Annotated in this window: 21 protein-coding genes; 8 read left to right on the forward strand and 13 right to left on the reverse strand. The window is 64.0% G+C overall.

The annotated features are described in order from the left end of the window. Nucleotides 1–23: 23 nt before the first annotated feature. Nucleotides 24–518: a transcription elongation factor GreA gene (gene greA / locus IHE57_RS07145; protein ID WP_209325274.1), complete on the reverse strand. Its 495-nt coding sequence runs from the start codon at nt 516–518 to the stop codon at nt 24–26. Between the two features lie 257 nt (nt 519–775). Beyond that, the gene (locus IHE57_RS07150) at nt 776–1,201 is read right to left on the reverse strand and encodes a DUF4307 domain-containing protein (RefSeq protein ID WP_209325273.1); all 426 of its coding nucleotides are present in this window, start codon (nt 1,199–1,201) and stop codon (nt 776–778) included. Between the two features lie 123 nt (nt 1,202–1,324). Here IHE57_RS07150 and mca point away from each other — a divergent pair, with 123 nt between their 5' ends. After that, nucleotides 1,325–2,368 (forward strand): mycothiol conjugate amidase Mca, encoded by a 1,044-nt coding sequence (mca, locus tag IHE57_RS07155; RefSeq protein ID WP_209372034.1) that lies wholly within the window; start codon nt 1,325–1,327, stop codon nt 2,366–2,368. Further along, the gene (locus IHE57_RS07160; RefSeq protein WP_209372036.1) at nt 2,365–2,739 is read left to right on the forward strand and encodes a hypothetical protein; all 375 of its coding nucleotides are present in this window, start codon (nt 2,365–2,367) and stop codon (nt 2,737–2,739) included. Before mca ends, IHE57_RS07160 begins: the two co-directional genes overlap by 4 nt. A 162-nt stretch (nt 2,740–2,901) precedes the next feature. Here the strand turns inward: IHE57_RS07160 and trhA are convergent, their stop codons facing one another. Next, nucleotides 2,902–3,687 (reverse strand): PAQR family membrane homeostasis protein TrhA, encoded by a 786-nt coding sequence (trhA, locus tag IHE57_RS07165; RefSeq protein ID WP_209372038.1) that lies wholly within the window; start codon nt 3,685–3,687, stop codon nt 2,902–2,904. A gap of 103 nt (nt 3,688–3,790) precedes the next feature. Between trhA and IHE57_RS07170 the strand changes: the two genes are divergently transcribed. Both IHE57_RS07170 and phoH2 read left to right on the forward strand, forming a co-directional pair. After that, complete coding sequence (locus tag IHE57_RS07170; RefSeq protein ID WP_209372040.1) at nt 3,791–4,552, forward strand: isoprenyl transferase; 762 nt, start codon at nt 3,791–3,793, stop codon at nt 4,550–4,552. Nucleotides 4,553–4,819: 267 nt separating this feature from the next. Next, nucleotides 4,820–6,127 carry an RNA 5'-3' helicase PhoH2 gene (gene phoH2, locus IHE57_RS07175; RefSeq protein ID WP_209325268.1) on the forward strand — a complete coding sequence of 436 codons (1,308 nt, stop codon included), beginning with the start codon at nt 4,820–4,822 and terminating at the stop codon, nt 6,125–6,127. 181 nt (nt 6,128–6,308) lie between these two features. Here phoH2 and IHE57_RS07180 read toward each other — a convergent pair whose 3' ends face one another. The 3 genes from IHE57_RS07180 to glpX all read right to left on the reverse strand — a co-directional run bounded on the left by IHE57_RS07180 (nt 6,309) and on the right by glpX (nt 9,595). Next, a complete protein-coding gene (locus tag IHE57_RS07180; RefSeq protein ID WP_209372042.1) occupies nt 6,309–7,712 on the reverse strand; it encodes a class II fumarate hydratase in 1,404 nt (467 codons plus the stop codon). A 64-nt stretch (nt 7,713–7,776) separates the two neighbouring features. Continuing rightward, nucleotides 7,777–8,403, reverse strand: coding sequence for a carbonic anhydrase (locus IHE57_RS07185; RefSeq protein WP_209372044.1), 627 nt, complete (start codon nt 8,401–8,403; stop codon nt 7,777–7,779). A gap of 67 nt (nt 8,404–8,470) precedes the next feature. Beyond that, nucleotides 8,471–9,595: a class II fructose-bisphosphatase gene (glpX, locus tag IHE57_RS07190; protein ID WP_209325265.1), complete on the reverse strand. Its 1,125-nt coding sequence runs from the start codon at nt 9,593–9,595 to the stop codon at nt 8,471–8,473. A gap of 198 nt (nt 9,596–9,793) precedes the next feature. On the opposite strand from glpX, the gene IHE57_RS07195 reads away from it, so the two are divergent. After that, nucleotides 9,794–10,363: a DUF4245 domain-containing protein gene (locus tag IHE57_RS07195; protein ID WP_246475894.1), complete on the forward strand. Its 570-nt coding sequence runs from the start codon at nt 9,794–9,796 to the stop codon at nt 10,361–10,363. Between the two features lie 71 nt (nt 10,364–10,434). Here the strand turns inward: IHE57_RS07195 and IHE57_RS07200 are convergent, their stop codons facing one another. Together IHE57_RS07200 and xseA are read right to left on the reverse strand one after the other, a co-directional pair. Then, nucleotides 10,435–10,674: an exodeoxyribonuclease VII small subunit gene (locus IHE57_RS07200; protein WP_209325264.1), complete on the reverse strand. Its 240-nt coding sequence runs from the start codon at nt 10,672–10,674 to the stop codon at nt 10,435–10,437. Between the two features lie 116 nt (nt 10,675–10,790). Next, nucleotides 10,791–12,113 carry an exodeoxyribonuclease VII large subunit gene (gene xseA / locus IHE57_RS07205; protein ID WP_209372046.1) on the reverse strand — a complete coding sequence of 441 codons (1,323 nt, stop codon included), beginning with the start codon at nt 12,111–12,113 and terminating at the stop codon, nt 10,791–10,793. A 100-nt stretch (nt 12,114–12,213) separates the two neighbouring features. Here xseA and IHE57_RS07210 point away from each other — a divergent pair, with 100 nt between their 5' ends. After that, on the forward strand, nt 12,214–13,293 hold the full coding sequence (locus tag IHE57_RS07210) for a 4-hydroxy-3-methylbut-2-enyl diphosphate reductase (RefSeq protein WP_209372048.1): 1,080 nt from the start codon (nt 12,214–12,216) through the stop codon (nt 13,291–13,293). A 15-nt stretch (nt 13,294–13,308) separates the two neighbouring features. Here IHE57_RS07210 and IHE57_RS07215 read toward each other — a convergent pair whose 3' ends face one another. Beyond that, nucleotides 13,309–14,505 carry a DNA recombination protein RmuC gene (locus IHE57_RS07215; RefSeq protein ID WP_209372049.1) on the reverse strand — a complete coding sequence of 399 codons (1,197 nt, stop codon included), beginning with the start codon at nt 14,503–14,505 and terminating at the stop codon, nt 13,309–13,311. Nucleotides 14,506–14,577: 72 nt separating this feature from the next. Here IHE57_RS07215 and ychF point away from each other — a divergent pair, with 72 nt between their 5' ends. Next, the gene (gene ychF / locus IHE57_RS07220) at nt 14,578–15,681 is read left to right on the forward strand and encodes a redox-regulated ATPase YchF (RefSeq protein WP_209372058.1); all 1,104 of its coding nucleotides are present in this window, start codon (nt 14,578–14,580) and stop codon (nt 15,679–15,681) included. Next, entirely contained in the window at nt 15,678–16,724 is a 1,047-nt protein-coding gene (locus IHE57_RS07225; RefSeq protein ID WP_209372060.1) for a hypothetical protein, read from the forward strand. The genes ychF and IHE57_RS07225 overlap by 4 nt, the downstream gene beginning before the upstream one ends. Here the strand turns inward: IHE57_RS07225 and IHE57_RS07230 are convergent. The 4 genes from IHE57_RS07230 to IHE57_RS07245 form a co-directional block, all read right to left on the reverse strand. Then, entirely contained in the window at nt 16,721–18,418 is a 1,698-nt protein-coding gene (locus tag IHE57_RS07230) for an N-6 DNA methylase (protein ID WP_209372062.1), read from the reverse strand. The genes IHE57_RS07225 and IHE57_RS07230 overlap by 4 nt on opposite strands. Before the next feature lie 444 nt (nt 18,419–18,862). After that, complete coding sequence (locus IHE57_RS07235; RefSeq protein WP_209372064.1) at nt 18,863–19,462, reverse strand: recombinase family protein; 600 nt, start codon at nt 19,460–19,462, stop codon at nt 18,863–18,865. 118 nt (nt 19,463–19,580) lie between these two features. Then, nucleotides 19,581–20,558, reverse strand: a complete 978-nt coding sequence (locus IHE57_RS07240; RefSeq protein WP_209372066.1) for a hypothetical protein — start codon at nt 20,556–20,558, stop codon at nt 19,581–19,583. A gap of 48 nt (nt 20,559–20,606) precedes the next feature. After that, a complete protein-coding gene (locus IHE57_RS07245) occupies nt 20,607–21,026 on the reverse strand; it encodes a hypothetical protein (RefSeq protein WP_209372076.1) in 420 nt (139 codons plus the stop codon). Nucleotides 21,027–21,040: the final 14 nt, after the last annotated feature.

Below are 21,040 nucleotides of genomic sequence, written 5' to 3' on the forward strand. Positions count from 1 at the left end.
CCGACCCGGCCGAGCACTCGGACTCAGCCGGTGAAGGCCTCGACTGAATCGACCTTGACCTCGATGGTCTTGCCGTTGGGCGCTTCATAGGAGCTCGTCTCTCCGGCCTTGACGCCGATCACAGCGGCGCCGAGCGGCGACTTCTCCGAGAAGACGTCGATATCGGAGTCTCCGGCGATCTCGCGGTTGCCCAGCAGGAACCGCATCGAGTTGCCGGCGACTGTGGCGTTGACGACGGAGCCTGGAGCCACGGTCTTGCCGTCGCTCTCGCTGGAGCCGACCTTCGCGTTGCGCAGCAGCACCTCGAGCTGGCGGATGCGCGCTTCCTGTTTGCCCTGCTCATCACGAGCTGCGTGATAACCGCTGTTCTCCTTCAAGTCACCCTCGTCGCGGGCGGCTTCGATCTTCTCAGCAATCTCTGCACGACCCGGTCCGGAGAGATGCTCGAGTTCCTTCGACAGTCGGTCAAAGGCTTCCTGGGTCAACCATGTCTCTTCCTGGGTGACTTCCTCGGTCATGACTTCTCCTTCTTCGGTTCGGTGCACTGACGGGCGTGTCAGGCAACGAAAAAACCGGGCGTATGGGCACGCCCGGAAGTTGAATGAAACTACAGTGTAACGCATCGGAGCGGAAACACGATGATCTCGGTCACGTTTGCGGCGTCGAGGCGGAGGAACACGCGACAGAGGCCGGAGGCGTGCGAGAGCTGTTCGAATCGCCTCGCTGCTCAACCGGCGGGAGTCCTGCTCGAACCAGGGCCTATTCGAACCAGGACCTACTCGAACCAGCAGGAGTCGACGTGCCCCGACGAGGCCAGCTGCGTCGTGGCCAGGTCGACGTCGATCTGCTTCGGCGAGTTCGGATCGGCGTTCGGATCGGCGGGAACGGTCACCTCGGTGAAGCCGACGACCGCTTCGTGCTCGTTCGTGGCCTGGACGGTGCAGTGCACATCGCGCTCCCGATCAGGAAATATTCCGACACTGACCTGTGTTGAAGAGGAGTCGACAACCGAATATTCGAGGGTCCGCGGTGTCGTGGGACTCGTCTGCGGGCGGAATGCCCAGAAGGCGATGACCGCGATCGCGACGACGAGGACGATGGCGGCGATGATCCTCGCCCTGCGGCTCAGACCGCGCTTGGGCTTCCGGGCTCGTCCGTAACGATCATCGTGCAGTGGTTCGGCCACTGTTACCTCAGTCATTGAATTCCTCTTTAAGAACTTCGCGCACTAACCTAGAGTAGTCGATCCTCTGCCGGTGATCATGTCAGCCGCAACTCCGGCAGCGGAAGGCCACCCGGCTGAATCGAAAGGGACATTTAGGACATGACTTCGCTTCCGTACCATGGGCTGCGCCTGCTGGCGGTCCATGCCCACCCCGATGACGAATCCTCCAAGGGTGCGGCCACGAGCGCGAAGTACGCTTCGCTGGGAGCACGAGTCCTCATTGCGAGTATGACAGGCGGCGAAGCCGGAGACATCCTCAACCCCGCCCTGCTGCAGAGTCCGAAGGCCAGTCGCGATATCGCCGGTCTGCGGCGTGAGGAGATGGCGACCGCGGCTGCCGCGCTCGGTGCCGAACACGTGTGGGTCGGTCACGTCGACTCGGGGCTGCCCGACGGCGATTTCGAGAACCAGACGCCCCCCGGCTGCTTCTACCGTGTCCCCGACGAGGTGGCCATGCTGCCGCTGGTCCACATCATCCGCACCTTCCGTCCGCAGGTGGTGACCACCTATGACGAACTCGGGGGGTACCCGCACCCCGACCACATCAAGAATCATGCGGTGACCATGGCCGCCGTCGCAGCCGCCGCGGACGAGGCGGTTCACCCCGAACTCGGCGAGGCCTGGCAGGTGCAGAAGGTCTACTACAACCAGGACCTGTCGGCGAAGAAGTGGATCACGATCCACGAGAAGATGACCGAAGCAGGCCTAGAATCCCCGTTCGCAGAGCATCTCGAAGATTTCAAGAAGCGCGACAAGCAGCGCAGCAATTGGCTGAGCACACGAATCGCCTGTGCCGAATTCTTCGGTGCCAGGGACCGGGCGCTGCTCTCGCACGCTACACAGATCGATCCCGAAGGCGGATTCTTCTCGGCGTCGCGCAAGGCTGCGCGCACCTACTGGCCGACGGAGGAGTTCGAGTTGGCCGTCGACCGGACGGGGCGTGACCCGCTGATTCCGGGCGTGGACTTCCAGGAGGACGATCTCTTCGCGAGTGTGACCTTCGACGACGGCCGTCGCGTTCCTGATGCCGGGATGCTCCCGGACACTCCCGACACGGAGAAGGCGGCCGCTGATCCCGCGACCGATCCGGAATCGGCCACAGCAGATGCCGCCACGATGAGCGAAAGCGACTCCCACGCATGATTCTCGCGTCCACGCCCGAATCGACCCCCGGCGGAGCCCCGGATCCGGACTTGGTGACACCGGGGACGATCGGGTTCCTTGTCACCTTCGCCGTGGTCATCGGCGTGATATTCCTCATCCGCGACGCTCTCCGCCGGGTTCGCCGTGTGCGGGCACGCTCGGGCGCCAGCGACGCGTACCCGATTCCCCTGCGCAGGCATGTGGTCCCCAACCAGTCGACGCTGTCGGGACCTGACGAGCCTGAGCAGGCTTCGGCGACCGAGGACTCGTCCGACACGGCGATCTCGAAGACCGAATCCGGTGAAGACGATGCCGGCCGAGCCGATGGCAGGCCCACGGACGATTCGCAGCCTCCGGACGAACGAGCCTGAGACCCTGTCGAGAGGAAGGGCGCGATCACCATAAGGTGATCGCGCCCTTCTCTGTGCGGTGTGCCGGGTTTTCCACGTTGCCGTTCGCCGCTGCCGTTCGAGGGAAGTGCGCGCCGCCGGCGGCAGCGGCGCGACGCATCTGCGACGGCGCCGAAACGAGACTCAGTAGGCGGCGACGGCCGCGACGATCAGTGCCGCGAGGTGGCAGCCGTAGCCGAAGATCGTGAGGATGTGGAAGATCTCGTGGAAGCCCAGCCATTTCGGGGAGGGATTCGGGCGTTTGATGCCGTAGATCACGGCCCCGGCGATATAGCAGACGCCGCCGATGACGACGAGGAGGCCGACGGCGAGATTCGCCGCCCAGATCTGGGGGATGTAGCCGATCCCGGCTACGCCGAAGCCGACATAGATGGGAACGAAGAGCCACCTCGGCGCGGTGGTGAAGATCGTGCGGAAGGCGGTGCCGAGCGCAGCGGCTCCCCACAGGACCGACAGCAGCAGGATCGCCTGGTCGGTCCGCAGCATGAGCACGGCCAGGGGAGTGTAGGTTCCGGCCGTGATCAGGAAGATGTTGGCGTGGTCGAGGCGGCGCAGGATGAGACGGGCTCGGGTGCGCCAGCGGCCGCGATGGTAGACGGCAGAGGTGCCGAAGAGCAGCATTCCGGTGATCGCGAAGATCGCTGCGGCGATGCGCGACTCGACCGTGGGGGAGATGATCACGAGCGCCAGTCCGCCGAGCATCGCCAGCGGGAACGCGCCGGCGTGGAACCACCCGCGCAGCTTCGGCTTCACGTGCCCGGCGAGTTTGGTCAGCTCGGCACGCAGAGCGGAGCGTCGGCGGGCGATGTGCACGGGATAGGCCGGAGGCATGGTCTCCCGCACTGGTGGGCCATCGGCACGGGAGCCGTCGGAAACGACTGGTGAGGATTCGGTGACCGGAGCATTCATGCCTCCATGGTAGCGAGCGGTCCTGGGGGCTCATTCAGCATCGTCGGCTAGTACTCTGTAAAGTGTTCGAAGCTACCTGCGATCAACGCGAAAGAGGACAGCTGTGGCGCGACCGGTGAACCTGCTCTATCGGCTGTACGAGCGACGGCTCAAACGCGAGCTCGACAAGTCGGTGCCGGTTCCCCGCCATGTCGGTGTCATCACCGACGGCAACCGTCGCTGGGCCAAGGAGTTCGGGGCCACCACTGCCGACGGGCACCGGGCGGGGGCCGCGAAGATCGTCGAATTCCTCGGCTGGTGCTCGGAGATCGACGTCGAGATCGTCACTCTCTACGTTCTGTCCAAGGAGAATCTCGCGCGTTCGGCCGAGGAGGTGTCGATCCTCATCGAGATCATCTCCGATCTGGTCGAGAAGATCGCGGCCCTCGACGGCGTGGGAGTGCAGCTGGTGGGTGATCTCGAAATCGTCCCGGCGGACCTGCGGTCCCGGCTGGAAGCTGTGACCACGGACTCCGACAGCCCGATGCGCGTCAACGTCGCCGTCGGCTACGGCGGTCGGCAGGAGATCGTCAACGCGGTCAGGTCCCTGCTGCGCGCTCGCACCGACGTTGGCACGGATCTCGAGACGATCATCTCCGAACTGTCCCCGGAGCAGATCGGCGAACATCTCTACACCAAGGGCCAGCCCGATCCGGATCTCATCATCCGCTCCTCCGGGGAGCAGCGGCTCTCGGGGTTCCTGATGTGGCAGAGCGCCTATTCCGAGTTCTACTTCTGCGAAGCCTATTGGCCGGACTTCCGCCGCACGGACTTCCTCCGGGCCGTCCGCGACTATGGGCTGCGGCAACGCCGGTTCGGCAAGTAGGGGCTTCTTCGGATTTCGAACCGGGTACGGCTCGGGTCCTCGGACCAGATGCGGCACGGTCCGCTTGTCCGGCGCGTCGCGATTCCTCGGATTGCACGGATCTCGCCCGTTCAGCCGAAGTTCACGATGACGACTTCCCCGAACGCGCGTGCCGGTACCCAACCCAGGATCGAACCGGGTTAGGTTGGCAGTAGTTGGTCGACACCAACCCGAGATCGGGGGATGTCTGAACCGGATCTCGGCGGAACTCACGCCACAGAGGTCCTCATGGCTGAAAACGTCCACACCTACATCCTCGACACATCGGTGCTGCTCTCTGATCCCGGTGCGCTTCTGCGTTTCGCCGAACACCATGTCGTCATCCCACTCATCGTCGTCTCCGAGCTCGAGGGCAAGCGCAACCACCCGGAACTCGGCTTCACCGCCCGCAAGGCTCTGCACATCCTCGACGACTTCCGGTCGGATTTCGATCGTTTGGACCAGCCCATCCCCGTCGGCGAGGCGGGCGGAACGCTGCGCGTCGAACTCAACCACATCGACGCTTCGACCATGCCGGTCGGATTCGATCGCACGGAGAATGACACCCGCATCCTGGCTGTGGCACGCAATCTCTCCGCGCAGGGCCATGATGTGGTCGTGGTGACCAAGGACGTGCCGATGCGTGTGAAGGCATCGGCATTGGGCCTGCACGCCGAAGAGTATCTGGCGGAGCTCGCCACGGACTCGGGCTTCACCGGGATGAGCGAGCTCGGACTCGACGACGAGCAGATGAGCGAACTCTACGACTCGGGATCGGTCGTCACCGACGCAGTGTCGGACGAGATCGTCAACACCGGACTCGTCATCACCTCTCCACGCGGATCGGGCCTCGGCAGGGTGCAGCCAGGCAATCGGGTGAGCATGGTGCGCGGGGACCGCGACATCTTCGGGGTCCATGGCCGTTCGGCGGAGCAGCGGATCGCCATCGACATGCTCCTCGACGATGCGCTGGGAATCGTCTCCTTGGGAGGGCGAGCCGGAACGGGGAAGTCCGCGCTGGCCCTCATGGCCGGTCTGCAGAAGGTCCTCGAAGAGAACCAGCACTCGAAGATCATGGTCTTCCGACCGATCTACGCGGTGGGCGGCCAGAACCTCGGGTTCCTCCCGGGCAGCGAGGGAGAGAAGATGAACCCGTGGGCCGAGGCGGTGTTCGACACTCTGAGTGCCCTCGTGAGCAAGAACGTCATCGACGAGGTGGTCGACCGTGGGATCCTCGAGGTGCTGCCGCTGACGCACATCAGGGGGCGTTCGCTCCACGACGCGTTCGTCATCGTCGACGAGGCGCAGTCCTTGGAGCGCAATGTGCTGCTGACCGTGCTCTCACGCATCGGCATGAATTCGAAGGTCGTGCTCACCCATGACGTCGCTCAGCGGGACAACCTGAGGGTCGGCCGCCACGACGGCATCGCCGCGGTGATCGAGAAGCTCAAGGGCCATGACCTCTTCGCCCACGTGACGCTGACCCGGTCGGAGCGCTCGGAGATCGCGGCCCTGGTCACCGATGTGCTTGAGGAGTTCGACCCCTTCCGAGCCTGAACAGCGCCCGGCGGCGGTGCAGCCGTTTTGTGGTCGCAGAGCCGAGGGAAACGGCGCGAATCCGCCGGTCGGCCTCGGTTCTGCGACCACAAAACGGCGTTACGCTCCTCGGCCTGAGGCACGAAACGGCGCCCGGACGTGTTCGTCCGGGCGCCGTGTGCTGCACCGGCGGGCCGAGTGCTTACCTGTAGTCGCCGATCATCGTGGTGACGTCGAGTGCCTTGTCGAGGTCGGCCTCCGTGATCGAGCCGTCGGAGACGAAGCCGAGTGCGATCGTCGCCTCCTTGACCGTGATCTTGTTGGTCACCGCGTGCTTGGCGATCTTCGCGGCTGCCTCGTAGCCGATGACCTTGTTCAGCGGGGTGACGATGGATGGGCTCGCCTCGGCGAGGAAGCGGGCGCGCTCCTCGTTCGCAGTGAGACCGTCGATCATCTTCTCGGCCATGACGGTCGAGGAGTTCGCGAGCAGGCGGATCGACTCGAGCAGGTTCGACGCCATGACCGGAATGCCGACGTTGAGCTCGAAGGCTCCATTGGTCGACGACAGTGACACGCTCGTGTCATTGCCGATGACTTGGGCGGCGACCTGGATGGTGGCCTCACAGATGACGGGATTGACCTTGCCGGGCATGATCGAGGAGCCGGGCTGCAGGTCGGGGATCGCGATCTCACCGAGGCCGGTGTTCGGACCCGACCCCATCCACCGCAGATCGTTGCAGATCTTCATGTAGCCGTAGGCGATGGTCCGCAGCTGGCCGGAGGCCTCGATGAGCCCATCACGGTTGGCCTGGGCCTCGAAGTGGTTGCGCGCCTCGGTGATGGGCAGGCCGGTCTCCTCGGCGAGGATCTCGACCACGCGGGAGGAGAAGCCGTCGGGGGTGTTGATGCCGGTACCCACCGCGGTTCCGCCCTGCGGCACCTCGGCGATGCGGGGCAGGGAAGCCTCGATGCGCTCGATGCCGTAGCGGACCTGCGCGGCATAGCCGCCGAACTCCTGGCCCAGCGTCACCGGGGTGGCGTCCATGAGATGGGTGCGGCCGGACTTGACGATGGAGGAGAACTCCTCGGCCTTCTTCTCGAGTGAGGAGGCGAGGGTCTCCATTGCAGGAATCAGGGTGCCGACGAGCGCCTTCGTCACAGCCAGGTGGACGGAGGTGGGGAAGACGTCATTCGAGGACTGCGAGGCATTGACGTGGTCGTTCGGGTGCACGTCGATGCCATCGGACTCGAGCGCCTTGGTCGCCAGCGAGGCCAGAACCTCGTTGGTATTCATATTCGACGAGGTGCCCGAGCCGGTCTGGAAGACGTCGATCGGGAACTGCTCATCGTGCTTGCCGGCGATGACCTCATCGGCGGCATTCTGGATGGCGGTGGACCGCGCCTGGTCGAGGACGCCGAGTTCGAGGTTGGCCTTCGCCGCGGCCTTCTTCACCTGTGCGAGAGCGGCGATATGAGCCGATTCGAGAGTCTTTCCGGAGATCGGGAAGTTCTCGACGGCGCGCTGCGTCTGGGCGCTGTAGAGGGCGTCTTTGGGGACTTTGACCTCACCCATGGTGTCGTGTTCGATGCGAAACTCTTCGCTCATTGCTGTCCTTTCCGTTGAGCTGGCGGGATGATGTCGGTGACGTCGACGACCGAGGCGGCCGGGGTCAGGAGGCGTAGCTCGAGACGGCTGCCTCGTTGCCTCCGTATTGGGCGACGACGGTGGTATGACCGTCGTGGAGCTGATAGGTGAGTCCGACGATGATGAGTCGTCCCTCGTCGACTGCTGTCTTGATGATCGTCGACAGCTGCATGATCTTGTCGACCGTGTCCATGGTGTTCTGAGCGACGGTTTCGTTGACCGTGGTGCGATTGTTCTTCCTGGCCCTGGCCACGGTGGGCAGGAGGCGGGCGACGACGTCTGAGATGAAGCCCGGGGGAGTCTCCCCGGAGTCATAGGAGTTGTACGCCGCTGTCACAGCGCCGCAGCTGTCGTGGCCGAGGACGACGAGCAGGGGAGTGCCGAGCATCTCGACTCCGTACTCGAGCGAGCCGAGCGTCACGGGATCGACGACCTGGCCGGCGTTGCGGACGACGAACATGTCTCCGAGACCGACGTCGAAGATCATTTCGGCGGCGACTCGGGAATCCGAGCAGCCGAAGAGGGTGACGAAGGGCTTCTGATCGTTCGACAGAGCCTCACGTCGTGCTGTGTCCTGATTGGGGTGCTGCGGAACGTCGTCGACGAACCGCCGATTTCCCTCCAAGAGTCGATTCCAAGCCTGATTGGGCATCGCTATCGAACCTGCTTCCGATGTCGAGATAGAGAGTCGCACCCGGGTTCGGGTCCGGCCGGGGAGGTCAGATGAGTCCGCGTCGCGCGGCCTCCTCAGCGGCCTCCACGTAAGAGTGGGTCTTCGCGGCCTGATGTTCGGCGAAGACCTGACGGACGGTGCCGGACTTCGAACGCATGACCAGCGAATGAGTGGTGACATGGCCGCCCTGGAACTTCACCCCGTCGAGCAGGTCGCCGTTGGTGACCCCGGTGGCGACGAAGTAGCAGTTGTCGCCGGTGACGAGCTCATCGGTGCTGAGCACCTGATTGACGTCGAGCCCTGCCTTCGCAGCCGCCTCGCGCTCGGAGTCGTCCTGCGGCCACAGGCGGCCTTGGATGACTCCGCCCAGGGCCTTGATGGCGCACGCGGTGATGATGCCCTCAGGGGTGCCGCCGATGCCCATGAGCATGTCGACACCGGTACCCGGACGGCAGGCTGCGATGGCGCCGGCGACGTCACCGTCGGAGATGAGCTGGATGCGGGCGCCAGCTGCGCGGATCTCGTCGATCATCTGCTGATGGCGCGGACGATTGAGGATCATCACGGTCACTGAGGTGGGGTCCTTCGTCCCCTTCGCCTTGGCGACGCGGCGGATGTTCTCGGCGATCGGCAGTCGCAGGTCGACAGCGTCGGCGGCCGCTGGGCCGGTGACGAGCTTCTCCATATAGAACACGGCGGAGGGGTCGTACATCGCTCCGTCCTCGGTCACGGCCATGACCGAGATCGCATTGGGCATGCCGAGGGCGGTCAGGCTGGTGCCGTCGATCGGATCGACGGCCACGTCACAGTGGGCGCCGCCGCCATCGCCGACCTGCTCACCGTTGAAGAGCATCGGCGCCTCATCCTTCTCGCCTTCGCCGATGACGACGGTTCCGGCCATGCGGACGCTGGAGATGACGTTGCGCATCGCTGCGACGGCAGCGCCGTCGGCGGCGTTCTTGTCGCCGCGGCCGACCCAGGGAGCGGCGGCGATGGCTGCGGCCTCAGTGACTCGGACGAGCTCGAGGGCGAGGTTGCGGTCGGGAGCATCGGCTCCGACCTGCGCCTGCTGGGACCAGGAGTCGGTGACTGCGACGGGCGGAGCCTCGTCGTCGACCCGGCCACGGTCATGATGAGATTTCACGTCAGGATTCTCTATGGAGTCACTCATGCTTCCAATTGTGCCACTCCGCCGTCGAGACCAGGGACAGCGGCATGGTCTGTGGTCTCGACCACCTCGGCGCGCCGGGGATTGGCCCTACGCGCGCGGGACGAGGACAATGGCGTTGTGAATGTCCGAACTGCCACCGATGCGAAGGGATCTCAGACGGCCGTGAACGTCACGGAACCGGGTCCCAGGGGAGAGTCCATGTCTGACGAGTCCGGAGTCATGCTCCCGGGTTCCAGGGAAGAGATGCGTTTCCTGCGGAAGAACTCGAACTGGGTCAACATGATCATCGCGATCCTCGCCTGTTTGGCGGTTGTCGTCGGAATCCTGTTCATCGCGCCGCAGCCGGAGGTCGACTCCGAACGTGTCGTCGACTACCAGGGCATCGCCGAGCAGTCCGAAGGCAATGCCGACTTCGATCTGATCGTCCCACAGATCCCCAGAGGATGGTCGGCGAACGAGGCCAGCCTCGATCGGTTCAATGACTCCGAATACGTTTCGTGGTACATGTCATTCATCGGTCCCGAGGACCAGTGGGTGAGCATCGAACAGGCCAAGGCGAGCGAGAACTGGGCGAAGAAGAGCACCGACGGTGCCGTCGCCGCTGAGACCGTGACCGTCGGCGGAGTCGACTTCCAGGTCTATCGCACCGACGAAGCGAAAGAATACTGGGTCACGCACAAGGACGATGTGTACGTCGTCATCACTGCGACAGCTTCCCCGGATACGATCAATTCCTTCGCCGATCAGGTGGCCGCGCAACTGAAGTGACCGCGTCCGCCTCAGCTGCGCGTCCGGCTGAGTCGCGCGGCCGGCTGAGTCGCGGGTCGCGGTGCCTGCGGTCACTCGGTGTCGGCGGCGGTTTCCTCGCGGGCCTTGTCGAGGCGTTCCCTGGCTCCGTTGAGCCAGGACTGGCAGCGATCGGCCAATGCCTCGCCGCGTTCCCACAGCCGCAGCGACTCCTCGAGCGGCAGATTGCCGGTCTCCAGTCGTTTGACGGTCATGACGAGCTCTTCGCGGGCCTGCTCGTAGCTGAGCGTGCTGATATCGGGCTGATCCTGCTGCATGGCGGGTTCGGTCATCGGTGTCTCCTTCATAGCGGCGGAACTGTGTGGTGGCGGGGTGGATGAACTGGTTCAGTTCGCGGCCGATGGAGTGACGCTGCGCTTTGCGACTGTCTGCTCCTTCGGCTCGTCTGTCAGCTTCCGGACTCGGGGCCGGTGTCCTCGGCTTCGGAGCTGTCAGGGGTGGTCTCGGTGATCTCGGCATCGAAGCGTCCCTGGGCGACACGGACGTGCACCGTGTCTCCCTCCGCGACGTCTGCGGCATTGCGGATGGCCTGGCCGGCGTCGGTCTGCACCACCGCGTAGCCGCGTTCGAGGGTGCGCAACGGTGACAGGGACCGCGCGTGCGAGCGGAGGTGGTGGATCTCGTTCTGGGCCTGGATGACCAGTCCGTTCGCCGCCTGCAGGCCGCGACGGCGGATCGTCGTCAATTCGTTCTCGTGCGCGGTGATGAGTGTCTGCGGTTCGGCCAGCACCGGACGGGAGCGCACGGCGGTGAGCATCTCCTGCTCCCGGTCGAGAATGCGGTTGACCGCCGCTTCGAGTTCGGCCCGCGCCCGCAGGAGGTTCATCCCCTCCTCGGCGACGTCGGGCACGACCCGTTTGGCCGCATCCGTCGGTGTCGAGGCGCGCATGTCGGCGACCTCATCGAGGATGGGACGGTCAGCCTCGTGCCCGATGGCCGAGACGACAGGGGTCCGTGCAGCGGATACGGCGCGGACCAGGGCTTCGTTGGAGAACGGCAGGAGGTCCTCCATGCTGCCGCCGCCGCGAGCGATGATGACGACGTCGATCTGCGGATCTTCGTCGAGCTCGGCGAGGTTCTTCATCACACCGGGCACCGCATCGGGGCCCTGCACGGCACAGTTGCGGATCTCGAACTCCGCGGCGGGCCAGCGCAGGTGGACATTGCGCACGACGTCCTTCTGCGCGTCCGAATCACGGCCGGTGATGAGTCCGATCCGATTCGGCAGGAACGGAAGCCGCAGCTTCCGACTCGGGTCGAAGAGCCCCTCTGCCGCCAGCTGCTTCTTCAAGCGCTCGAGACGGGCGAGGAGCTCACCCAGTCCCACGGCGCGGATGTCGTTGGCGCGCATCGTCAGGCGACCGGTCTTGGTCCAGAAGTCCGCCTTGAGATTGGCCACGATATGGCTGCCCTCGGTCAGCGGGGCACCGGTGCGTTCGAGAACGTTCCTCCAGATCTGCACAGGCAGGGACATTTCGACGTCGGAGTCGCGCAGAGTGAGATAGCTGGCCTTGCCGCGGTGGTTGAGCTCGACGACCTGCCCCTCGATCCACACGCTCGACATGCGGTCGATATAGGACTTCATCTTCGACGAGAGCAGACTCAGCGGCCACGGGTTCTCCGCCGTGGTCTCGGCTGCGGTGGCCGCGAGCTCCCTCGGCTCGACGGTTTCGCCGAGTGTTCCGGGAGTGCCGGAGATTCGTTGCGCCATGGTGTGTCCCCTTCCGATCTCCAAGCCTAACGAACGCCACTGACGCAGCCCACTTCTCGAATCCTAGGCGCTGCCCGCATCCCCGGCCTAGACTGGAGGGATGACCGCCGTATCCGTTCCCACCCCGACGATTCCGCGTCAGCGCCTGGCTCCGGAGGAGATCCGGACCCCTGACGGCACCGAGCAGCGAGTCCTGCTGGCCGCCCCGCGCGGCTACTGTGCGGGAGTCGATCGGGCGGTGATCGCCGTCGAACGCGCCATCGAACACTACGGTGCCCCGATCTATGTGCGCAAGGAGATCGTGCACAACAGACACGTCGTCGAGACCCTGTCCGAACGCGGTGCGGTCTTCGTCGATGAGACCGACGAGGTGCCGGAAGGGGCACGCGTCGTATTCTCTGCCCACGGCGTCTCTCCGACCGTCCACGCCGAGGCGGCCGAGCGTTCCCTGGCCACGATCGATGCGACCTGCCCCCTGGTGACGAAGGTGCACAAGGAGGCGATCCGCTTCGCTCGCGACGGCTTCCGGATTCTGCTGGTCGGCCATGCCGGTCACGAAGAGGTCGAAGGGACCATGGGGGAGGCACCGGAGCACATCACCCTGGTGCAGAGCCCTGAGGAGGCGCGCACCGTCGCAGTGCCCGCAGGCGCGAAGCTCGTGTGGATCTCGCAGACCACTCTGAGCGTCGACGAGACCATGGCAACCGTCGATATTCTGCGCGAGCGCTTCCCGCAGCTGCAGGATCCGCCGAGTGATGACATCTGCTATGCCACCCAGAATCGGCAGCTCGCGGTGAAGAAGATCGCGCCCGAAGCGGACTTGGTGCTCGTCGTCGGTTCGGCGAACTCATCGAATTCCGTGCGTCTGGTCGAGGTCGCCCTCGAGAACGGGGCGAAGGCGGCACACCGCGTCGACTTCGCCCGCGAAGTCGACGAGACCTGGTTCCACGACGTTGCCACTGTCGGCGTCACCTCCGGGGCAAGCGTGCCTGAGAACCTGGTCCAGGACGTGCTGCAGCTGTTGGCCGACTACGGATTCCACGCCGTCGAAGAGGTCGTCACCGCCGAGGAGGACCTCATGTTCTCCTTGCCGAAGGAGCTGCGCAGAGACCTCAAAGCGGCCGGGCGGAAGACGTCGAACCGTGCAGACGGCGCCGACCGCAGCCACGACCTCGTCTGAGGGCTTTCTCGGCTCTCAGCTCGTTCCCGTATGCCGATGACGCAGATCGGCGGGACCGCGATCATCGAAGGACATCGACCGCGGTCGTGTGAGCTCCTCGGCGCTGACGCCGCGCGAGCGCACATCGAGTTCCGCAACGGCATCGAGCTCCTCGGCGACGATCCCCGTGGACGGAAACTTCCGTGCGGTCACGAGGAACCGTGATTCGAGTGATGAGACGAATCGGTTGTAGTCCTCGACGGAGCGGTCGAGACTGGACCCCATTCGTGAGACGTGGGTGATCAGGGTGCCGACTCGTTCGTAGAGTTCGGTGCCGAGCCTGAGGACCTCCGTCGCCGAGGTCGACATGTCGGCCTGGCGCCAGTTGAGCGCTACGGTCTTCAGCAGCACCAACAGGGTCGCCGGCGAGGCGAGGACCACGTTCTTGCCCAGGGCATGATCGATCATCTTCGGATAGCTCGCAGCTGCTGACGAGAGCAGGCCATCGGTGGGGACGAAGCAGACGACGAAGTCGGGGGAGGAGTCGAAGGACTTCCAGTATTCCTTCGACGCCAGGGCATCGACATGCCGCAGCAGCGCCCTGGCATGGTCTTCGCCCTCCGTACCGTCGGCGGAGGAGTCACTGGCGTCGGCGCTCATGCGCGCCGACAGCGGCGTCTTCGCATCGATGACGATGGTTCCGCCGCCGGGCAGGTGCACGACCATATCGGGCCGGTGGCGCTTGCCGTCACGGTTCGCGGTCACCTGGGTGTCGAAGTCGACGTGGGGGAGGAGGCCGGCGTACTCGACGATGCGTTTGAGCTGCACCTCGCCCCAGTCGCCTCGGTGAGTGGTCGAGTTCAAAGCGTTGACCAATGAACCGGTGGACTCCTGCAGACGGAGGTTCTGCTGGCTCAAGTGACCGATCTGAGAGTTCAGGCGTGTGATCTGTTCGATCTGCGTCCGGTCCTGGGAGTGCAGGTTCTCCTGCAGGTTCTTCACGCTCGCCGCCAGCGGTCCGATGGCCGCGGTGATCTCTCCGGCCATCTGCGCATCGGCCTCGAGGTCCTCGGTTCGTTCGGACAGAATGCGCGAGGTCGTCTCGGCACGAGTGAGTCGTTCGAGGTAGCGCGACCGAGTGAGTGTGCGTCCGAGGAGGAAGCCGAGGGCAGCGGCGAAGACGATCGCCACGACGAAAGCGACGATGACACCAGATGCGGGGAAAGCGTTCATGGATCCAGGGTGACAGAGGGCACGGACACGGGAATTCGAGGACCACCTCGGCGACGGCTAGACTGGGATACCGTGGCTCTGACTATTGGAATCGTGGGACTGCCCAATGTGGGCAAGTCGACCATGTTTAACGCACTGACCAAGAACCAAGTTCTCGCCGCGAACTACCCGTTCGCGACGATCGAACCGAACGTGGGTGTCGTGCCCCTGCCGGATGCGCGACTGACGCGACTGGCGGAGATCTTCTCCTCCGAGAAGATCCTCAATGCGACCGTGGACTTCGTCGACATCGCCGGCATTGTGCGCGGCGCCTCCGAAGGCGAGGGCCTGGGCAATCAGTTCCTGGCCAATATCCGCGAAGCAGACGCCATCTGCCAGGTCATCCGCGGATTCGTCGATGACGATGTCGTCCACGTCGACGGCAAGATCAGCCCCGGCGACGATATCGACACGATCAACACCGAGCTCATCCTCGCCGATCTCCAGACCCTGGAGAAGGCCCGGCCCAGGATCGAGAAGGAAGTCAAGGGCAAGCGCGCACCCGCTGAGCAGCTGAGCGCGATCGATGCCGCCTCCGAGATCCTCGAGAGCGGGAAGACCCTCTACCAGGCGATGCAGGCCGACAACTTCGACGTCAGTGCGCTGCGTGAGCTGCAGCTGATGACGGTCAAACCCTTCCTCTACGTGTTCAACGTCGATGACGAAGTGCTTGCCGACGAGGGCAGGAAAGCCGAGATGCGGGCCCTCGTAGCCCCCGTCGAGGCGATCTTCCTCGATGCGAAGTTCGAATCCGAACTCGCCGAACTCGACGAGGACGAGGCCCGGGAGATGCTCGAATCGACCGGACAGGAAGAGAGCGGACTCGACCAGCTCGCCCGCGTCGGCTTCGACACGCTCGGCCTGCAGACCTATCTGACCGCCGGCCCGAAGGAATCCCGGGCGTGGACGATCCCGAAGGGAGCCACCGCCCCCGAGGCGGCCGGTGTCATCCACACCGACTTCCAGAAGGGCTTCATCAAGGCCGAGGTCGTGTCCTTCGACGCTCTCGACGCCAACGGTTCGATGGCTGCCGCGAAGGCTGCCGGCAAGGTCCGTATGGAAGGCAAGGACTACGTCATGGTCGACGGAGATGTGGTGGAGTTCCGTAGCGGACTAACCTCTGGGGGCAAGAAGTGAGCGTCGGCGAGGCGCTCGCGCACGCCCTTGAAGTGCGCAACAGGATCGCCGATCGTGGCGTCGACCTGTACAACGAGCCGGCGACCGCCGACTCCGAGTTGTTTTACACACCTGAGGAACTCCAAGCGATCCTCCGGGCGGAACTCATCGGCCGGGTTGACCTTGCTGATCTGGCAGTCAAGACCCGTGCGAACGTCGCCAAGAGCATCGTCTGCTCTGCTCTTGGGTACACACCGCCGCGCTCGTTCAAGCACGTCAACCCGCGTCTTCCGCACCCAGCAGCCGATGTCTATGCACAGCAGGCCAACAACCTGCAGATTTGGAACGAGGCGGTCGATGCCGAGCGCCGGTACATCATTCTGATTCTGCGCGATGGCGAGATCATCGACGTCCGTGTCGTGGCGGGCGCTGATCTTGCGCAGTACGACACCACGGGCAAGCTGACCTCGAAGTTCCAGGCAGCCAGGGTGGATGATTCCGCTGGCTCCGTGCTGGTGTCTGCCTCCGACACCGATCACGTGATCGACAGGCTGCGCCCCTCGACTCATGCAGCCCCGGTCTCCCCAGTTGTACAGCCTGAGGCTGGTGGCTTCCTAGCTGTCGCTGAGGTTTACCGACTGCTGATGCCGATGGTTGGCAAGACCTACGTTGACCCGGGCATCGTCCAGGAGCGCAATCGCGGAACGGTGGTTCACCGTGAGGCCAGTGAGCGGCTCGGTGCCGTGGGCTTCGCGGATAACGGTCAATTCCCTGACATCCTGTCCCAGCTCGTCGAGGTCAAGCTCCAGCTCGCCCGCACCGTCGACCTGGGATTGGAACTGCCTGGCTCGGATACACCTCTCGCCTCGGCCAGTGGCGTCCTCGATGTGCGGGATGTTCGCTATGCGATCTTCTACGCGGCACGGAACGGCACCAGCTTCACTATCGAGAGCCTGGTGGTAACGACAGGTGCTGACTTCTTCAAGGAGTACCGGCAGTTCGGCGGTCTCACCTCGAACAAGAAGCTTCAGCTGCGCCTGCCCAGGGCCTGGTTCGAGGTCTAGAAGAGGGTCGTCGGCAAATCGTCGCCAACAGGCGACTGGTTGACGGACGCAGATGCGATGAAGGCGTCTTCAACTGCCTGATCGAGGTTTGAGACCAGCGCCCGACTGACCTCGCCTTCTGACGCGAGGGAACGCGCGAGGCTGACGACTCGCTGGGACTCGGCCGTCGAAGGGTCCGGTAGTGGCATGCGCTTGACGTACTGGGTGATCCAGCGCCGCTTGCCGGAGTAGAGCTTGTTGCCGCAGGCCTCGTCGTAGAAGCGCAGACCCAAACTCGAGTTGGCGACCGCAAGCATGAGGTACACGAGATCCTCGTCGGCGATGTCGTCCATTGAGATCCAGTAGCAGTTGCCGTTGACGACTGCGCCGGTAGTGTCCAAGGCGAAGCGCGGGAACTCGCTGATGTCGGGAAACACGATCTTCGGGCTTGCCCACAGGGAAGGCTTCTGTGGGACCCAGATCTCCCACCATTCGCGACCGCCTTCGATCACGTACTTCCGTCCGCGTAACTGCTCCTCGTGGCTGGTGAGATAGGCCTTCGTTCCTGGCCACGTCTCAAGGTCCAGTGCCCGGCGTTTGGCAGAAGTGAGGTCGTACGGATAGAGCACCTTCATCTGGAGGTGTTCTGCTATGCGCCACGGTGTGATGTTGTTCTGCGTGATTAGTGGAAGGAGTAACTCATCCTCGACTTCTGGGGCCGCATCGTCCCAGTTCTCGCCGAGGAATACTTTATCCGCCGTGGTCTTAATGCCGACGCGGATCTTGGCGATGTCGCCAAAAACCTTCCACGTCCCCCGCTCGAGTTCCTCCATCCATCGGTCCGAGTCTGGCGCTGACAATCTCCACGGAGTCTTGGTGTCCGCGGGCGGAACTAGCGTCCCGACCTTGATCTCGTACTGCTTGCCGTTGTGCAGGGCGGTACTGAATTCCGATCCGTCGAGTGCTGTGAAGAGCGGCTGTGTCGTCGCGCCCTCGACTGCAGGCCGTTCATATGCGCTAACGAAGCGCGCCGGCTTATCCGTAGGCCCGGACTTACTGGCGACGATCACGGCCGGAAGCACTGACGCCTTGAAGAGCTTGGTGTCCCCCAGGTCGTAGAGCTGGCGGACACGCAGCTCGTCGCGCATAAAGGCTCGGCGAACATTTTCACCAGCAAGAGTCGTAAGGACCCGGTTCGAGCACAGCAAACCGAGTACGCCATCCGACCGAAGCAGTCGCGCGGCCACGGCCACGAACGGGTGCGTCAGGTCCACTCGACCCGTGAGGCCGAACTCTGCCGCAAGGAGGCGAGCTACGTCTTGGCCGAGATGCTGCGTGCGTACGTACGGTGGGTTGGTAATGATCAGGTCCACCGAGTTCGAGGGCATCGACCGTTGATGTACGAGGAAGTCGCCCAGGGTGATCTCTGCGTCGAGACCCGCGTCTGCTATTCGGGCCTTCGCTACGGCAACTGCGTCTTCGTCAATGTCGAAGCCAATGAGTGTGATGCCGTCCGTATACCCGGCTGTCGTCGCCGCTTCTGCCGCAGCGATGAGCAGTTCTCCGTCGCCGCACGCAGGGTCGACGATCGTGAGCTGGGATCGTCCGTCGACGAGGTTGCCGAACGCCTTTGCCGCGAGGAATTGAGCGAGTTCGGCGGGCGTGTAGTGCTGCCCATGGCGCTTCTCGTCGGTGATCTCGCGAGCAATGGCCATAAGTGTTCGTCTACCTCGTCTAGATGCCTGCTTAAACTCCTGAAACGTCCTGGTCACGTCCGGATCGTCTCCATCAGAGTCTACCCGCCGCGTCAGACACATCAGTGGTGTGACACAACAGATCGGCCCGTGACCGTTGAGGAACTCCGCCTCCATCACCTGTCACGGCAGCCTCGTGTACGCGAAGAGGTCTCATACGCGCCCCGCAGCGTCATCCATCTGCGCACCTCACTGGACCGCGAGACACATGCCTCGGCGTCGACCACCACTGTGTGGTCGACCACCACTGTGAGGATGTCGAGGAGCTCGTCGTCCGCCGCGGGTGAGAGCTAGTCGACAAGCCCTCGCGGGAGTCGTTCCCTGGGCGCTGGACATAGTCGACGAGGACCTCTCGTCCGCGACGATAGGAGCCTAGCCATGACTCAATCCGTGTTCTTCAGCAAGTCAGGCTTGACTACTGTCCCTTGCGCAGAGCGAATCCGCACGCTGCATCGCACGATAGACGGTCGCGCGCGAGACTCCCATCAGCGCGGCTACCTCTGAAGTGGTGTGATCTCCTGTCCCCACGAGCCCGACTAGGTGTCGCTCTTGCGCAGGGGAGAGCTTCGGTTGCTTGCCTCGGAGTCGGCCGCGTGCCTTCGCGACCGCCATGCCTTCGCGCGTCCGTTGGCGGATGAGGTCTGCTTCGAACTCGGCGACCATGCTCAGCACGTTGAACAGCAGCTTGCCCATCGGGTCGGCTGGATCATGAACAGAACCTCCAATGGAAAGTCGTGCCCCACGTTCCTCGATCTCGGTAGCGATGTCGGCGGCATCCCTCACAGATCGTGCGAGACGATCCAGCTTCGTGACCACGAGGGTGTCGCCTTCCCGTAGCGCTGCGAGAGCCTCACGCAGCCCTGGACGGTCTCGGTTAGTGCCGGACAATCCGGCGTCTGTGTAGACGCGCGACTTCTCGACTCCGAGTGCTGCGAGACCATCTCGTTGCGCGGTGAGGTCCCGATCCTGATGTTGGGTCGAGCAACGGGCGTAGCCGATCTGCATGACCGGTCTCCTGTCTCGTATAGGGGGCCGTGAGCGGGCGGTTCACAGGGCGGGTCTTACGAACGCGAGCGACGAGCGCAGGGCCTGGCTGCGGAGGACTGTTCGGTCAACGTTCGCCTTACGCACACGCTCCAGCCATCGGCACGGTGGTGCCGACGTTCGGATGGGTCCGAGTGGTGGCAACTTTGACGCGGAGCTGTGCATGGTCCGAAGCGAAGCCCATCCGGACCGCTGACTTGTCGATCGCAGGTGGAGGCGTGACTTCCAGGCGGGCGTCCAACCCCTCTGGCAGCCGGGTGTACACCTGATCGATGAATCGGTAGCCGCGGTTCACGCGATCGCCGTACGAGTAGGTGGGAACCGGGTCGGGGCGCTCCTGCAGTAACTGTCGCCACGCTCTGCCGGTCGAGTCTCTGCCTGACCGTTCAATGTCTGGGCGGTGGTCCTGGAGCGCTCGCTCCGAGAGGGCGTTCCAGTCTCCTCCGACGATGAGCCCATCGGCTGCGCTGGCGTGCTGAAAGTCGTTTGCCCATGCGACTGCGGTGTCGGTGGATACGTCCTGTTCGTATCCGGCTTCCTGCGGTGTGTACCTTCGTCGCTTCCCGATACTCGACGGGTCGCGTACCACAGGGGTCGGACGGTACAGCTCAATCTCCCGGTGCAAGGGAGTGTAGACGCAGGCGACGGCCAGAGAGGTTCCGCGGAAGTCGATGGCCACGCCTGCCGCCGTGAGAAGTAGCTGATCCCTCCGTGCGTGCAGTGAATCGCCATCCCAGATGATGCGTTGCTCGACGAGGTGCGTCGCATCGACGTTCAGTACCTCCCGGTCGCGACTGACGAGCATCGCGGTGCAGGCCTCCTTCGGCCGGGAAGCCTTGTTGAGGGGCTGCCTGGGGCTGATGACCTCGTAGCCATGCTGATCGGCTGACTCTTCCAGAGCGGGACGAGCCGAGTTGCATACCGCGATCAGGCCAATCACATCCCACTGCTCTCGGAACAGATGGTTGAAGACGTGCACGCGGCGGGTGCGGCTTTGCTTCTCCTTATCGCCCAGCTCCATTACGTTCCAGAACGTGGCGCGAAGTGCGTTGCCCATATTTGATGCCCTCCTGGGTGCGGCAGGTGAACTGTCTGAGCGGGTGAATCAGTAGGAGCTGAAGTCGCCGGTCTCAAGGAAACGCCGGAAGAGGTGTTCTTCCTCGTCATGACGAATGAGGGCGGAGTCGATGTCGAGGCGAGTCAGAGCAACAATGCGCTCTCTGCCCGCGTGGTTTGCTGCTGCGTAGCAGGGCGCTCGCGCGGCGAGCAGCCGGTGCAGCTCGGCCCATTGAGCGGTCGTGAGCTGCGGATCACCTTGGTGAGCGAGCGTGATGGCGTCTGAGCCCAACAGGTCGCTAGCGACATGCTCCCGTAGAACGTACGTTCCATCGGGCTTGAAGTGCGCGACGAGCCTGTTCTGCGACACCGTTGCTTTTTCCAGCCAGCAGTCAGTATCAGAGCCTTGGGTCCCCGACTGGCGGCGGTCGTCTTCAATTCCGTGCTCGTCATGACTTTCGGGGCTCATCACTTCCGCCTTCC

Source organism: Brevibacterium renqingii (genome assembly GCF_017808105.1).
Classification (GTDB): Bacteria; Actinomycetota; Actinomycetes; order Actinomycetales; family Brevibacteriaceae; genus Brevibacterium; species Brevibacterium renqingii.

Excerpts from the sequence above, each read along its gene's own strand:
- IHE57_RS07210 (WP_209372048.1), top strand. The coding sequence starts at position 12,214 with ATGACCGCCGTATCCGTTCCCACCCCGACGATTCCGCGTCAGCGCCTG.
- trhA (WP_209372038.1), bottom strand. The coding sequence starts at position 3,687 with ATGAATGCTCCGGTCACCGAATCCTCACCAGTCGTTTCCGACGGCTCC.
- IHE57_RS07200 (WP_209325264.1), bottom strand. The coding sequence starts at position 10,674 with ATGACCGAACCCGCCATGCAGCAGGATCAGCCCGATATCAGCACGCTC.
- glpX (WP_209325265.1), bottom strand. The coding sequence starts at position 9,595 with ATGAGTGACTCCATAGAGAATCCTGACGTGAAATCTCATCATGACCGT.
- mca (WP_209372034.1), top strand. The coding sequence starts at position 1,325 with ATGACTTCGCTTCCGTACCATGGGCTGCGCCTGCTGGCGGTCCATGCC.
- IHE57_RS07180 (WP_209372042.1), bottom strand. The coding sequence starts at position 7,712 with ATGAGCGAAGAGTTTCGCATCGAACACGACACCATGGGTGAGGTCAAA.
- IHE57_RS07185 (WP_209372044.1), bottom strand. The coding sequence starts at position 8,403 with ATGCCCAATCAGGCTTGGAATCGACTCTTGGAGGGAAATCGGCGGTTC.
- IHE57_RS07195 (WP_246475894.1), top strand. The coding sequence starts at position 9,794 with ATGTCTGACGAGTCCGGAGTCATGCTCCCGGGTTCCAGGGAAGAGATG.
- phoH2 (WP_209325268.1), top strand. The coding sequence starts at position 4,820 with ATGGCTGAAAACGTCCACACCTACATCCTCGACACATCGGTGCTGCTC.
- greA (WP_209325274.1), bottom strand. The coding sequence starts at position 518 with ATGACCGAGGAAGTCACCCAGGAAGAGACATGGTTGACCCAGGAAGCC.
- IHE57_RS07235 (WP_209372064.1), bottom strand. The coding sequence starts at position 19,462 with ATGCAGATCGGCTACGCCCGTTGCTCGACCCAACATCAGGATCGGGAC.
- IHE57_RS07230 (WP_209372062.1), bottom strand. The coding sequence starts at position 18,418 with ATGGCCATTGCTCGCGAGATCACCGACGAGAAGCGCCATGGGCAGCAC.
- IHE57_RS07150 (WP_209325273.1), bottom strand. The coding sequence starts at position 1,201 with ATGACTGAGGTAACAGTGGCCGAACCACTGCACGATGATCGTTACGGA.
- IHE57_RS07245 (WP_209372076.1), bottom strand. The coding sequence starts at position 21,026 with ATGAGCCCCGAAAGTCATGACGAGCACGGAATTGAAGACGACCGCCGC.
- xseA (WP_209372046.1), bottom strand. The coding sequence starts at position 12,113 with ATGGCGCAACGAATCTCCGGCACTCCCGGAACACTCGGCGAAACCGTC.
- IHE57_RS07240 (WP_209372066.1), bottom strand. The coding sequence starts at position 20,558 with ATGGGCAACGCACTTCGCGCCACGTTCTGGAACGTAATGGAGCTGGGC.
- IHE57_RS07215 (WP_209372049.1), bottom strand. The coding sequence starts at position 14,505 with ATGAACGCTTTCCCCGCATCTGGTGTCATCGTCGCTTTCGTCGTGGCG.
- IHE57_RS07160 (WP_209372036.1), top strand. The coding sequence starts at position 2,365 with ATGATTCTCGCGTCCACGCCCGAATCGACCCCCGGCGGAGCCCCGGAT.